Annotated in this window: 11 protein-coding genes; 9 read left to right on the forward strand and 2 right to left on the reverse strand. The window is 42.2% G+C overall.

From position 1 onward, the window contains the following. The 6 genes from rseP to tig all read left to right on the forward strand — a co-directional run bounded on the left by rseP (position 1) and on the right by tig (position 5722). The gene (gene rseP / locus SOO65_RS02695; protein ID WP_321396525.1) at positions 1-1551 is read left to right on the forward strand and encodes an RIP metalloprotease RseP; all 1551 of its coding nucleotides are present in this window, start codon (positions 1-3) and stop codon (positions 1549-1551) included. A 3-nt stretch (positions 1552-1554) separates the two neighbouring features. Next, positions 1555-2175: a hypothetical protein gene (locus SOO65_RS02700; protein WP_321396528.1), complete on the forward strand. Its 621-nt coding sequence runs from the start codon at positions 1555-1557 to the stop codon at positions 2173-2175. Next, positions 2172-2843: a phosphatidylserine decarboxylase gene (locus SOO65_RS02705; RefSeq protein ID WP_321396531.1), complete on the forward strand. Its 672-nt coding sequence runs from the start codon at positions 2172-2174 to the stop codon at positions 2841-2843. The genes SOO65_RS02700 and SOO65_RS02705 overlap by 4 nt, the downstream gene beginning before the upstream one ends. 2 nt (positions 2844-2845) lie before the next feature. Then, positions 2846-3598 carry a CDP-diacylglycerol--serine O-phosphatidyltransferase gene (gene pssA / locus SOO65_RS02710; RefSeq protein WP_321396534.1) on the forward strand — a complete coding sequence of 251 codons (753 nt, stop codon included), beginning with the start codon at positions 2846-2848 and terminating at the stop codon, positions 3596-3598. After that, positions 3595-4365: a tRNA pseudouridine(38-40) synthase TruA gene (truA, locus tag SOO65_RS02715; RefSeq protein WP_321396536.1), complete on the forward strand. Its 771-nt coding sequence runs from the start codon at positions 3595-3597 to the stop codon at positions 4363-4365. The genes pssA and truA overlap by 4 nt, the downstream gene beginning before the upstream one ends. A gap of 73 nt (positions 4366-4438) precedes the next feature. After that, positions 4439-5722 (forward strand): trigger factor, encoded by a 1284-nt coding sequence (gene tig, locus SOO65_RS02720; RefSeq protein ID WP_321396538.1) that lies wholly within the window; start codon positions 4439-4441, stop codon positions 5720-5722. On the opposite strand, the gene SOO65_RS02725 is transcribed toward tig, so the two are convergent. Beyond that, entirely contained in the window at positions 5697-6818 is a 1122-nt protein-coding gene (locus tag SOO65_RS02725) for a hypothetical protein (RefSeq protein ID WP_321396540.1), read from the reverse strand. The two genes, tig and SOO65_RS02725, sit on opposite strands and share 26 nt — an antisense overlap. A 128-nt stretch (positions 6819-6946) precedes the next feature. On the opposite strand from SOO65_RS02725, the gene nadC reads away from it, so the two are divergent. The 3 genes from nadC (at position 6947) to SOO65_RS02740 (ending at position 13158) form a co-directional block, all read left to right on the forward strand. Further along, entirely contained in the window at positions 6947-7792 is an 846-nt protein-coding gene (nadC, locus tag SOO65_RS02730; protein WP_321396542.1) for a carboxylating nicotinate-nucleotide diphosphorylase, read from the forward strand. Further along, positions 7789-9366 carry an L-aspartate oxidase gene (locus SOO65_RS02735; protein ID WP_321396545.1) on the forward strand — a complete coding sequence of 526 codons (1578 nt, stop codon included), beginning with the start codon at positions 7789-7791 and terminating at the stop codon, positions 9364-9366. The genes nadC and SOO65_RS02735 overlap by 4 nt, the downstream gene beginning before the upstream one ends. A 93-nt stretch (positions 9367-9459) precedes the next feature. Continuing rightward, the gene (locus tag SOO65_RS02740; RefSeq protein WP_321396548.1) at positions 9460-13158 is read left to right on the forward strand and encodes a right-handed parallel beta-helix repeat-containing protein; all 3699 of its coding nucleotides are present in this window, start codon (positions 9460-9462) and stop codon (positions 13156-13158) included. On the opposite strand, the gene mtgA is transcribed toward SOO65_RS02740, so the two are convergent. Continuing rightward, a complete protein-coding gene (gene mtgA / locus SOO65_RS02745) occupies positions 13155-13892 on the reverse strand; it encodes a monofunctional biosynthetic peptidoglycan transglycosylase (protein ID WP_321396551.1) in 738 nt (245 codons plus the stop codon). The two genes, SOO65_RS02740 and mtgA, sit on opposite strands and share 4 nt — an antisense overlap. Positions 13893-14095: the final 203 nt, after the last annotated feature.

Genomic DNA, 14095 nt, shown 5'->3' on the forward strand with positions numbered 1-14095 from the left:
ATGCTAGAAAAGATTCTCATTTTTGTTATATTTCTTGGTCCATTAATTTTCTTTCATGAATTGGGTCACTTCTTCTTCGCACGTCTTTTTGGCGTAAGAGTTGAAGTATTCTCAATCGGTTTTGGTCCAAAGATTTTCAAGTACCTTCACAAAGGTACTGAATACGCTATTTCAATCATCCCACTTGGTGGTTACGTAAAGATGTTCGGAGATGATCCGTTCTCTGAAACTCCGCTAACTGATGAAGAGAAGAAAGTGGCCTTCAATCACAAAAGTAAAATCGCCCGTTTCTGGATTGTTTTCGGCGGTCCACTAGCGAACCTTTTACTTGCTTACTTCCTCTATGTAGGACTTCTAGCTTCAGGTGAGAAAGTTCCTGAGACGAAAGTGGGTGTAGTGACTGAGAAGTCGGTGCTTTACACGAAAGGTCTAAGAACTGGTGACGTACTAGTTGGAATCAACGATGAAAAAGTTCTGAGCTTTGATGATTTTAATATCAAAGGTTCTAATGTTGAAAAAGTAACTGTTCAACGTCATGGCGAAAAACTGGAACTTCCAGTTGGAATGGAGCTTGAACCATTCATCAATGAATTCGTGAATATCGTTTCAGTGGTTAAGAAGCCGATCTTTATTAACAAGAAAGGCGAGAAGTTCTACGTGAGCTTAACTCAAAAGCCGGCCGATCTTTCTCCTTCACTTGAAGAAATTAATACGAACTTCAAGGGTAAGGCATTTCTTTATAACTATGCTCAGAAGGATGATGCTATTGCATTAGACTTTGCTTCTGAGTCTGAAATTACTTCTGACCAATCTCAGTCATTAGTTGAATTTCTTGAGAAGCTGGAATTTTATCCAGTAGATCTTTCTGTACGTAATATTGTTATGGGATCGCCGGCCGATAAAGCTGGCATCAAGAAAGGCGACATCCTAACTTCTGTAAATGGTGTTACTTTGAGATCTTTCGAAGAACTTCGTTCGACACTTCAAGGAATTGAAGATGGTAAAGAAGTGGCAGTTGCCGTTCTTTCGAATGGTGAGTTACAGACAAAAAAATTGATTCCTGAAGTAAAAGAAGTTGATAAGAAGAAAACAAAACTCATCGGTATCGAAAGTGCAGTTGAGTATGTTCAACCAAAGCTTATCGTGGCGAAGGCCGATAGCTTCGGTGAGGCCGTAACTGGTGCTTTCACTCGTACTTGGGACGGAATTGTTAAAACTTTCAGCGGTTATAAAAAACTTATCACTCGCGAAGTATCTCTGAACAATATCGGTGGACCACTGGCAATTGGTAAAGTTGCTTCTGATTCACTTAATATCAGTCTTTCAATGTTCTTCCGTCTGATGGCCATCATCAGTATCAATCTTGGCGTGATTAACTTGTTCCCGATTCCAGTACTGGATGGCGGACATATCATGTTCCTGATTTTTGAAACAATTAACGGTGGACCGCTTTCTCGCAGAAAACTGGAAATCGCTCAGCGCTTTGGTATCTCTGTGCTGTTCTTCCTGATTTTTGTGGCATTGTTTAACGATATTACGAGACTGTTTTAAGCCTTGAGCTCTTTATTCATCGACTCCACTTATGACCTCGGTTTAGGTGTCCTGGATGATGGATTAAACTGGCTTACGTTTGAAAGACTCCAGGGGCAGAAGGCCTCGGTCGTTATTCAGTCTAGTGCTTATGAACTTTTAAAAAAGCACCAGATCGATCCTCAGGAATTAAAATCAATCATTTCAATAAACGGTCCGGGATTCTACACTGGACTTCGTTTGGCCGAAGGTTTTGCAGACGTATTCCAATTTTTTGGAGTTCCTCATTTCTCATTTTACTCTTACGACATACCCGCATGGTGTGGAGTGAAGAGTGGAGTTTGGTTCACCAAGGCCTATCGTGGAGAGTACTTCTTTTATCATTGGGACGAAGCTGGTTCACGTCAGGAGCTTCTGACTGGAAAAGAAATCCCGGCCGTGCTCGAGAAATTAGATAACGTGTTTATTCATTCGGATGTTTCGCTGGATGAACTAAGTCGTGGGCTTATTAAGCATTCAACTTCAACTCTTGAACTGCTTCAGAAGAATCCTCAAATCATCTTCAAAAACGTAATTGATCAAAAACTCAAGAAAGAGGCCTTCTACTTCCGTGCTCCGGAAGATGAGTTCAAGGCGAACCCATGAGAAGGTTCTTCTTTCTTTCGACTGAAGTTTCATGGGGACTAGTTGGGCTTCTGATTTATGGCTTCATGAAGCTCCCGCTTTTGATTTTGATTCCGCTCATTTTAATCAATACCTTAATCCTTTTTATTTTTAGAAAGGGCAGAGTGCCTTATCGAGACACAATTAAAAACGATGGAGAGATTTATCTTTCCCCTGTGCACGGGCGAGTTGAATCTGTTCGCTTAAACTCTACATCTCCTAATTACCCACATCTTTGTCATGAAATTCGCATTTCAATGAACTTTTGGGACGAGAAAGGACTCTATCTTCCTACCTCAGGTGAAGTGACTTATCTCAAGGCCAACAAAGGGAAGAAGGTGAAACGCAATTCACCGGATGAAGTGTTCTATGGCCCGATTGAAGATATGGCCCATACTGATTTCACTCTTACTTCTAAGAATCAAACCGCCACACTTATGCGATTTATTGACTGTCAGTGGGGCAAGCGCCCAACTATCTGGCTTAAATCAGGTGATAGAGGACGCGGAGCAGCCTGTTTTGGGTATTATCCTTTTGGGGGAACTCTGCTAATTTATTTACCAGCTACTAGTGATGTACTGGTTTATGAGAAAGAAATTGTGGTTCCCGGCCAAACGGTTGTGGCCGCGCTGAAAGACAAAAAAGGTTAAACATGTTGATCCAAAGACACCAACTGGCATACTTCCTGCCAAATACTTTCACTGCTCTGAATATGGGATGTGGATTTATTGCAATTTTATATGCTTTCCATGGAGAGTTTTATAAAGCGTGTATGTTCATCGTTCTCGGTGCGATTTTCGATAGCGTGGATGGCCGTGTTGCACGTTGGACAAACACTCAATCTGCTTTTGGTGAGCAGTTTGATTCACTAAGTGATCTTGTATCTTTTGGTGTTTCACCAGCAATCGTTTATTACTTCCGCTTTTTAACTGAAGCTGGTCGTCCAGGCATGGTTGCCTGTTTCTTCTTCATGCTTTGTGGTGCTCTTCGTTTGGCCCGCTTCAATGCTAACATTGATAAAAACAAATCAGATTATTTCCAAGGTCTTCCGATTCCAGGCGGAGCTACTGCTGCAATCAGTTTGATCTTCCTTTCATTCACATTTCCAGAAATCGCTCTTTATAAGCCACTTACAGTTGCGTACCTACTTTTCTACGCGATCCTGATGGTTTCAAACATCCCGTTCCCAAGTTTTAAGAAATCAGAGTGGGTGAGAACTCATAAGAAGCAAGTTCTGATGATTATCTTCCTAATCTTCGCCTCACTCTTCATTAATGAAGAGATCATGATTCCAACTATCATCACTTTCTATGTGGTTGCCTCAATGATTTACTGGCTAACTCACTTGAAGAAATTCGAAGGCATCTTCGATTGGTCTGATGAGCCTGAAACAGAATTGAAGTGATTCAACATTACAAATTAATTGTTCAGTATAAAGGTACCCGCTATCTCGGTTGGCAAGTTCAACCGGAATCAGCGGGTCTTACCGTTCAGGGGGAAGTAAATAAGGCGCTGGCGGTGGTTTCAAAGTCGGGCGAAGTGAAGACTTTGGGATCAGGTCGAACTGACGCCGGAGTACATGCTCTTGGCCAGGTCGTGAAGGCGAGCATTCCTCTGACGATTGACCCGGGAAGCTTGGTTAAGGCGCTTAATGGAAACCTTCCGGATGATATTCGAGTTATCCACGCTGAAAATTCGGATGAAGTTTTCTTTCCAACTGTTCATGCTATTTCCAAAGAGTACCATTATCGTTTCACTGCCCACAGATCGTTTTCGGCCTTTCAAAATGATCTCATCGCCAATTGTCCATTCGAGCTAAATCTCGAGCAAATGCGTGAGGCCTGCAAAGTTTTTATCGGTCGTCATGACTTCACCAATTTTTACTGTGAAGGGACCGAGGTCGCGAGTAACATTCGTGAAATTTACGAATGTGAGATTCTGGAAGTTTCTCAAGGAGATTGGGGCATGCTCCCTCCACACTACGTTTTCAGAGTAGTGGGAAATGGCTTTTTAAAACAGATGGTTAGACTTCTGGTGGGTGCCACTTGGAACATTGGGCGAGGCAAAACTACGCTCGATCAGTTGAAGGGTGCACTAGGTCCCACCAAAGTTCATCGCTTGGGCCCAGTTGCTCCTCCAGAAGGCCTTTATTTGGTTCGCGTCAATTACTGATTACTTTGACAAATTCTAGCTTTATGTTAGAAACATTAATTCAAATTTTTCACTCTAGAACAAGAGAGATTCTATGTCTTACACCATTGAGAACGTAAACGGTTGCACGAAGAAATTAGTATTCAATTTCGACAAAGTTGACCTAACAAAAGAAATCAAAGAGGCCCTTGTTGCAAAACAAGCTAACTCAAACCTTAAAGGCTTCCGTAAAGGTAAAGCTCCACTTGAGATGGTTCAGAAACTATTCGGACCACAAATCGAGAACGATGCTCTTTACCGTTTCATTTCTGAGCAATATTACAATGCTGTTAAGAAAGAAAATATCCGTGCTGTTGGTTACCCTCAGTTCGGTAACACAAAATACGAATCAGGTAAGAACGTATCTTTCGACGCTACTGTTGAAATCATTCCTGATTTCGAACTAAAAGATTATTCAAAACTTTCTTTCAAGAAAGATTCTGAAACAGTAACTGACGAAGATTTCGAAACTCTTAAGAAGAACTACCTTGGATCTAAAGCAGAAATCGCTGAAGTGAAAGATGCTGGCCACAAGCTTGCTAAAGGTGACTTCGCTGTATTCAACTTCGAAGGTGAAAAAGCTGACGGTTCAAAACCTGAAAACATGAAAGCTTCTGAATACATGCTTGAAATCGGTTCTGGCCAATTTATCCCAGGATTCGAAGATGGTATGATTGGTCTTAAGAAAGGTGACAAGAAAGACGTAAAAGTTACTTTCCCTGCTGATTACCATGAAGCTGATCTACAAAATGCTCCTGTAACTTTCCACGTTGAAGTTCTAGAAATTAAGCAAAAGAATTTCCCTGAGTTCAACGATGAAATCGCTAAAGAATTTGGTTTTGAATCAGTTGCTGATTTCACAACTAAAAACAAAGAGCGTATGGCGATCCAGAAGAAGCGCGAAGTAACTTCTAAGCTTCAACAGGAAATCCTTGAGAAACTAATCTCTGAAAACTCTTTCGAAGTTCCTAAGGCCCTAGTTGATGATCAAAAAGAATCAGTAAAAGAAGAGCTTTCTCGCACTCTTAAGCAACAAGGTTTCAACGATCAAATGATCGGTCTATACTTTGAGCGTTGGGATGCTGATGTTACTTCTAAAGCAACATTCCAAGTTCGTTCAGGTCTTATCCTTGATAAACTAGCTAAGAAATACAATATCGAAGCTACTGATGCTGATCTAGATGTAAAAATCGACGAGATGGTATCTCAATCAGGCATGAAGAAAGAAGAAATCGCTAAGTTCTACAAGTCTAACGAGAACATTAAGCGCAATCTTATGTACGCAATCCGCGAAGAGAAGACATTTGCTTCTCTTATGAAGGATATGAAAGTTTCTTAAGTTTTTTTCGACTGCTCTTCCTTCGGGAAGAGCAGTTTTCCCACCAAAATCCCCGCACTAGTTTCATTCTACAAATTCCATCACCCTTATAAATTTTGATTTCTTTTTCTGTATAAACCGTTTTGATCGTATGGCCATGAGGCAGGAACTCTTTTGGTAATGAGGGAGATTTTTGTCGGTCGAGGTTTAAACTAAAACTAAATAAACACAACAGTACGAGGGAGAGTTTCCAGCGCTTGAGAAGAATGAAGGCCACGAGAAGAATTGCTCCTGAGTGAATCTCCAAGAAAGGGACATGTTGTGAGACAGTCATGAAGAGATCAATCGGATATTGAAGAAATTTAAGAATGAAAATGCCGGAATGAAGCTGCCAACTCCATAGAGGAAATGCCAATAGAAACAACACAGGCATCGCCACTCCAAAGGCGAGGTTTACGATTGGAGAAAATAGAATCAGAAGAGGTGAGATATCTGTTCCCTGAAAGTAGGCGAGGATAATCTGGGCGATGAAAAACCAGATGATCAAGGCCAGACCTTCAAGACCCGAATAGATGATTCCAATGAACAGAAAGCTGTAAGTAAAACTCAACACTCCATTTTGAAAACTTCCAAAGAACATATCGATCATGAGCGCCACTACAAATCCTAAATGCAGTCCCAGCACCTTTTGATGAGACTTGATGAGGATCATGCGTTTGAGAGCACCGAGCCCTGGTAAAAACATGATTCCAAATCCAAGAAGGATGAGAAGTCCAAGCTGGTGAAAATTGTTTTTAAGAAGCTTCATAAAGGGAAAGAGCACAGCGCTGATATGAAAGCCCGAAGGGGTGAAGAGGTGATTTAGGCCCAGCATCTTGTAGCGCTCCTTCATCCATTTTGAGAGAGGAGCCGAGCGGCCTGTGATGATGGATTCCCAGAGTTTTAAAAGCTCTAAATCTTCCTTAGAGACTTCTTTTCGCGCTTCCTGGAAGTGCCTAAGCTTGATGGTTCTTTCCGCTTTAAAGAAAGGCTCCAGAGCACATAACTCATGGGCCTTCTGAACCGTCAGGAGAAAGAGCGAAATGCCCAGAATGGCCAATAACCAGCTTTTATTCATGCCGGTCTACAAGCACCTCTGGGGCCATAGTTCTAAAACCTAAGTGCAGGAAATAATTACTCATCCCGTGCACTGAATAAAATGGATTCCCTTGCCTCCTCGGGCAAAAGGGTATACTTACTCGCCATATGGATATGAGTATCAAAAGCCTTCTTCCTCAGATTCAAAACTGGCTGGACGAAGACGATCTGACCCGCAATTTTCACTACACCAGAATGCTTCCAAAGCATCCGGTTAAACTTGTTCTAAGAATTAAGTCGCCACTAGTTCTGGCCGGTACTGATTATTTAGCGGCAGTGTTCACACAACTTGGAAGTCAGAACGATTTCTCATTTCTTGAATCATATGAAGCTAAAGAGCTTGGTGATGGAACAACAATTGAGTTTCCCGAAACCATGCCATTCAATCTTGCTGTAACTGGTGAACGTTTAGCGTTGAACCTAGTTCAGCACGCGAGCTCAATTGCGACATGGACTTCTAAACATGTTGATCTGGCAAAACCTAAAGGCATTAAGATTCTTGATACTCGTAAAACGACTCCAGGTCTTCGCTCATTAGAAAAATACGCAGTGAGAGTTGGTGGTGGTTTTAATCACCGTCTTGGTCAAACTGATACATGGATGGTTAAAGATAATCATAAAACGTCACTAGGTGGAATGAAGGGCGCATTGAAGTTCTTCGAAGATCAGGGTGTGTTTTATAACAATATTGTAGTTGAGATTCACTCGATTGATGAGCTGAAAGAGGCCATCAGTCTTGGTGTTCAACACGTGATGCTGGATAACTTCTCTCCAGATAAGATTAAAGAAGCGGTTGAGCTTAAAAAACCAGGCATGACCTTTGAAGCATCCGGTGGGCTTAACCTTAATACGATTCCTCAATATTTAATTACTGGCGTGGATGCACTTAGCTTGGGTTCACTGACTTATTCAGCACCAAGAGTGGATCTCTCGCTTAAATTTAGAAGTGTATGAAAGATTTTAATACAGAAGTTCTGATCATTGGTACCGGTATCGCCGGACTTTCGACTGCCATCAAATTGGCAGAAACCAAAAAGAAAGTAACGATTGTTACTCGTGAGAAGAGACCTGAGATCACAAACACTTTCTGGGCCCAAGGTGGAATCATCTATAGCCCGAAAGACCTGAATGATCAGGAAGATCTGGTTAAAGACATCATGAAGGCCTCTGCCTTCACTTCAAACATTGAAGCAGCAAAGATACTTGCCACTCGCTCTGCTGAAATCATTGATGAAGTCCTGATTCATAAATCAAATACAGATTTTGCTAAAGATGCAGAAGGAGAGTTGCTCTTCACAAAAGAGGCCGCTCACTCGCGTGATCGCATTATCTATAAAGGGGACATGACGGGGAAAGCGATTCAAATCGCTCTTCTGAATTATCTCTCAAATGTTGAAATTTTCCCTAATGTGACTTTCCTTACTTCACATACGGCAATCGACTTGATTACTCCAAACCACCACGGTGTGGACATTACTCAACGTTATGAAGAGAACCAAGTGCTTGGTGCTTATGTGCTTGATCAAAAATCAAAAGACGTAAGAAAGATTCTCGCTAAAGTTACGATCCTCGCAACTGGCGGGATTGGTGCCCTTTACCTTCACCATTCAAATGCTGAAGGTGCTCGTGGCGATGGTCATGCTATGGCCCACAGAGCGGGTGCCTATGTAACGAATATGGAATTTATTCAGTTCCACCCAACAACATTCTATAACCGTTCTTCTCATCGACGTTTTCTGGTTTCAGAAGCTGTGAGAGGAGAGGGCGGACGTCTCATCAATTCAAAGGGTGAGGCCTTCATGAAGAAGTATCACGAGGACGCTGAACTTGCTCCACGTGATGTGGTTGCTCGAGCAATTCTCGAAGAGATGATTGCAGAGAAAGAAGACTGTGTTTACCTGGATATTTCTCATAAAGATGAGAGCTATCTTAGAAATCGTTTTCCAACGATCAACTCATATTGTCTGGAGAACAAAGTAGATATGGCAGTTGAGCCGATTCCTGTGGTACCTGCTGCTCACTACACTTGTGGTGGTGTGAAGACAGATCTTAAAGGCCGCACGAATCTAAAACGGCTTTATGCTGTTGGTGAAGTCGCTTGTACTGGTCTTCATGGTGCTAACCGTTTGGCATCGACGTCACTTCTGGAAGGTCTTACTTGGGGCTACATCGCTGCTGAGGACATTCTGACTTATGTGGATGATGTGAACGATTACAAATTAGAGAAGATCAAAGATTGGACTCAAGCGACTGAAGAAGTTGATCTCGCTTTGATTGCCCAAGATCAGTTAACACTTAAACAAACCATGTGGAACTATGTTGGACTTTCGCGCTCACAAAATCGACTGAATAGAGCAAGAGCTATGTTCATCGAGCTTCAAGATGAGATCTCAAAATTCTACAAAAATGCACAACTTCATGATGAATTAATCGGCCTACGAAATGGGGTCGAGGTGGCCTTCATGGTGTTGAACGCATCGTTAAGAAATAAGCAATCAGTGGGTTGTTTCTACCTTAAGAATAAATAATCTCAGTAATTTAAGTAGGTTAGGAGAGTCTCAGTGATTAGGCCCTCCTTAAGAATGTTCATAAAAATGCCGATCTAACTATTGATGTTAAAGGTGTTTTTACTATTATTCATTTTCGCATTTTTGAGTGCTTGTAACTCAGAGATAAAGGTTACTTCAAATACAGATGATCCACAGGTTGACGGGAGCACGGCAGGAGGTACAACTACCGGCGGAACAACAACAGGTGGTACAACCACCGGTGGAACTACGACTGGTGGATCAACGACGGGTGGAACTACAGGTTCAACAACGGGTGGGACAACTGGCGGAACTCCAACTCCTCCAGCGGAAGTAACACTTACTCGTGTTCTTCCAATTGCAAATAGGGCCGATGATCCAAACATTACGATCAATGCCACTGCCGAAAGCACGGCTTCAGTAGAATTATTCTCCGATGATGATTGTAGCACCTCAGTTGGAACAGCAGTTTCAGTCGGTGGAACTGCAACTTTCAATCTCACGCTAAGTGCTTTAGGTAATTACGAATACTATGCCATTCAGACGATTGGTGGAAATTCATCAACTTGTTCTACAACTCCGGCCACATACACTTATGCTCCTCCAAGAGTTCCAAGTTTGGCACTTTTATTTCCATCTTCTCCTGGCGGAAATAGCAATCCAAATATTCAAGCTCAGGGCCTTCAAACTGGAGCTCAAGTTGATCTGTATGAGGACAGTTCTTGTACCACCAGCCTTTTGCAAGTAAGTGAAAGTGGTGGGATCGCAAATTTTACTCCTACAGTGGCCCCTGGAAGTCATGTGTTCTATGCAACTCAAACGGTAAGCGGGATCAAATCAGCTTGTTCTAGTGCGACTGTTAGTTATGAGTATAGGAGCGGTTGTGTCGCTGCGGATTTAACAGGCACACCATTCGCTCGAGGAATGGGTACTGAGAATGATCCATACATCATTTGTAATGGAACTCAGTTTAACAATATTGGTAGTAGTGCTTCTTACAAGGACAAAAACTTCAAATTAGAGAGCAGCATCGATATGTCTGCCTTCAATGAAACAAACTACAATGTCATTGGAGGAACAGGGGCTTGTACGGCCGGTAACTATTTTACTGGAACAATCGCTGGTGGTTTTAATACGGTATCCGGTTTGTCATATAACAATCCAGTCGCTTCAGCAGGAGTCTTTGGTTGTTTCAATGGAACATTAAAAGATATCTCTTTCACTGGGCTCACAATTAATGGCGGAGCTAATACGGGTCTCATTGGAGTGGCCGGATATGATGATAATATGACCACGGTTGCATCTATTTATAATGTCCATGTGACCTGGTCTACGATTTCTGGAACGTCTGCAGTTGGTGGGATTGTTGGTAGTGCCGTGAATGCGGTTATAACGGGCAATTCAACAAATAATCTAACTATAACAAGTGCAGGAATTAATATCGGCGGTATTGTAGGTATAAGTGATAAATATACCTCAATAACAAGCAATACTTCGAGTGGTTCGGTTACCTCTACTTCAACAGTAGCATCTACTAATGTTGGTGGAATTGTCGGTCATACTACAAACTCTTTTATCAATTCTAATGTCTCGAAGGGAACAATCTCAGGTGGTAACAGAACTGGTGGTATCGCCGGAAATGTGACAAATTGCCTAGAGTTCAACAGCAATCGTTCTGAAATAAGTTTTTCAAGTAATACTAAAAATTTCCAAGGGGGAATTGCTGGAGACGGCCAGAACTGTACTTTCAAAACCAATACAAACATCGGAACTGTATATGGAAAGAGTCAGGTCGGTGGGGCCTTTGGACAAATCGTTAGTGCCTCTCTCATTGGAAATAGCTCTAGCGGGGATGTAACTGCTGTAGGTGCAAGTTACCAGGTCGGTGGTTTAGTTGGTTACTCTGATAGTTCCATCATAAATAAGAGCCATGTTTCCGGCACACTAAATATTAAAGATGATTCCGGAGGAGTTGTAGGCTTTTTAGATGCTTCAACTCTTTCTAACTGTTATTTCTCTGGATCTGTTACTTCTACGGTAAGTTCAACTGGAGCGATCGTTGGCGGTGTTGTTAATGGAACAATTCAGAATTGCTATTCTCGAGGTACAGTAACTGGATCGACCTCGGGTTTTTTGGGTTTTATTGATCCAGGCACAAATACTTTTGCCAGCAACTATTATGATACAGCCAAGGCCGCTAATGCGAGTGTTGGATTAGCTTCAGGGCAAATTGAAGCCGTATCTGATGCTGCTTTAAAAACTCAAGCTACATTCGTGAACTGGAACTTCGTCGTAGTTTGGAATGTGGATGCGAGTGGGTATCCGGCGCTCCAAATTGGAAGACCACCTGGCATGTTCTACGTATCCCCATCTGGTAATGATTCCAACCCCGGGACTCAGGCCGCTCCTTGGCGAAGTCTTACATTTGCAGGAAATGAGGCCATCGCTGGTGATACGATTTATCTTAGAGATGGTATTCATGATTCACGTTTAGTGGTTGTTAATTCCGGTAATAGCACCGATGGTCCAATAACGTTTAGAAATTTTCCTGGCGAGACCCCGATTATAGATGGGACCTTAGTGACTCATCCAACTGGCACTACATTCGGGTTAGTCGAAGGTCGTCACGTTTCATACATTACTGTTGCTGGTCTCGAGATTAAAGGTACTGTATTAAGTAGTGCCACTACTGTGCCAACTGGAATTTATTTCTCGGGTCGAGGCTCTAATATCTCTATCGAAAGCAATAACATCTATGGTGTAACAAATAATGATGCTAACGGAAATGCCCATGGCATCCTGATCTCTGGTGATGATCCTATTCCAATGACCACCATCAATATTGGTGGAAATCAGGTGCATAATCTGGTGCTTGGATTTAGTGAGAGTGTGGTCGTGAATGGTAACGTGGATGGCTTTTGGATTGCGGGAAATTCCATCTATGATAATAACAACATTGCTATTGATGTAATTGGACACGAAGGAACATGCTCTGGATGTGGAGAAAATGATCGTGCCCGAAACGGAAACATCTATAGTAACACTATCTATGGAATTACTGCTGCAAGTAACCCTGCCTATGGTGGTTCTTTAGGTGCAGTCGGGGTTTATGTTGATGGAGGGAAGGACATCATTATCGATGGGAACCTCATTTATAACAGCGACTATGGAATTGAACTGGCTTCTGAGAAAACTGGGGGAACTTTCTTTGCTGATCGAGTTTTAGTTCGAAATAACATTGTTGGTCTCAATAATCTTGCTGGTCTTACAATGGGCGGGTACACCTCGACCCGAGGTGGTTGCAGAGAGTGTTATATTTATAACAATACATTCTTCAATAACAACACGGCCAACGATGGAGCTGGTGAGATTTACATTCAACATAACAACCAAAATGTGAGTGTTGGTAACAATATCATGTATGCCGGAGCTGAAAACATCATGGTTTACATGAGTGGTGGATCAAATACTGCTATTTCTTTCGATTACAATTTGTATCATACCGCTTCCGGAACTAAATCGTGGCGTTTCAACGGAACGAATTACTCATCGCTCGCTGCTTTTCAGGCCGGTACTGGATTAGAAGCGCATGCAAATCAGGGAGATCCTTTATTTATTAATCCCGGCAGTGCGAATTTTACTCCTGGAGCAGGCTCTCCGGCGATCGATACTGGTTTTACTTTCGCTTCGGAAGAAAATGGATTGAGAGATTATGAAGGAAACGTCAGATCTTGGGGCGCGGGAACTGATCGAGGGGCCGTCGAAGCTGGCGCGCCTTATTACACGCCTTAAGAATCAGAAAGCGGTTTGAAATAACCGTGTCCAAGAAGAACAAGATTTCTGCGAATAAAATTACGACGTCTTAAAACGAAGTTCGTTGGCTTCTTAGGACTCCAACGACGAGGGTTAGGAAGAATAGCTGCGAATAGTTGTGCTTCACCTTGAGCAAGTTTGCTCGCAGGTTTTTTCCAGTAGTATTGAGAAGCGGCTTCAGCACCATAAATACCATGACCTAATTCAATCACGTTCAAATAAACTTCCAGAATACGCTTCTTGTCCCACATCGCTTCAATCAGAACCGTGAAGTAAACTTCAAGGCCCTTTCTCAAATAAGTTCTTGAAGGGTAGAGGAACACGTTCTTGGCAGTTTGCTGAGAAATGGTAGAAGCACCCATCTTAACTTTACGACGTTTGTTAGCATCGATCGCTTTGGCGATGGCCTCAAAATCAAAACCATTATGTGATAAGAACTTTGGATCTTCTGAAGCGATCACTGCCTTTTGTAAATGCGGAGAGATTTCTTCAATGGGAGTCCAGTCTTTGTGAACAGAGACCCATTTACCATCAAGTGCATATTCAGCAGAACGAAGAAGAACTAGTGGAGTGGCGTAGATTGGTAACCAACGGTAGGCCAAAACGGTCAGGGCAGTTGAAACAAAAAAGGCGAAAACACTCCACAAGAAGATCTTGTGCAGTTTCTTTGCGACCGGTTTTACTTTTGCGTATCCTCTGCGGATGTAGCCCATATCAAAAATTCAATTCAAAATGTGAGAAGTTTCCCTCTCTAATAATTAAAAAAAGCAGACTCGTCTCTGATTATATTTTAAGTCAGGTAAATTGTACTCGAAGGCACATTTTCCCCGGCTTGACCCTGAGACTCGGCTTTTTCTATGAATAAAGTGTAATGATTTTTTGTACTTAGACCAGAAAACTCTGCAATTTTGCGCAA

Origin of the sequence: Peredibacter starrii (assembly GCF_034259205.1) — a bacterium.
Taxonomy (GTDB): Bacteria; Bdellovibrionota; Bacteriovoracia; order Bacteriovoracales; family Bacteriovoracaceae; genus Peredibacter; species Peredibacter starrii.

What these genes read in the sequence shown, in the direction of transcription:
- rseP (WP_321396525.1), top strand. Translation starts at nt 1, where the DNA reads ATGCTAGAAAAGATTCTCATTTTTGTTATATTTCTTGGTCCATTAATT.
- SOO65_RS02705 (WP_321396531.1), top strand. Translation starts at nt 2,172, where the DNA reads ATGAGAAGGTTCTTCTTTCTTTCGACTGAAGTTTCATGGGGACTAGTT.
- pssA (WP_321396534.1), top strand. Translation starts at nt 2,846, where the DNA reads ATGTTGATCCAAAGACACCAACTGGCATACTTCCTGCCAAATACTTTC.
- tig (WP_321396538.1), top strand. Translation starts at nt 4,439, where the DNA reads ATGTCTTACACCATTGAGAACGTAAACGGTTGCACGAAGAAATTAGTA.
- SOO65_RS02725 (WP_321396540.1), bottom strand. Translation starts at nt 6,818, where the DNA reads ATGAATAAAAGCTGGTTATTGGCCATTCTGGGCATTTCGCTCTTTCTC.
- nadC (WP_321396542.1), top strand. Translation starts at nt 6,947, where the DNA reads ATGGATATGAGTATCAAAAGCCTTCTTCCTCAGATTCAAAACTGGCTG.
- SOO65_RS02735 (WP_321396545.1), top strand. Translation starts at nt 7,789, where the DNA reads ATGAAAGATTTTAATACAGAAGTTCTGATCATTGGTACCGGTATCGCC.
- mtgA (WP_321396551.1), bottom strand. Translation starts at nt 13,892, where the DNA reads ATGGGCTACATCCGCAGAGGATACGCAAAAGTAAAACCGGTCGCAAAG.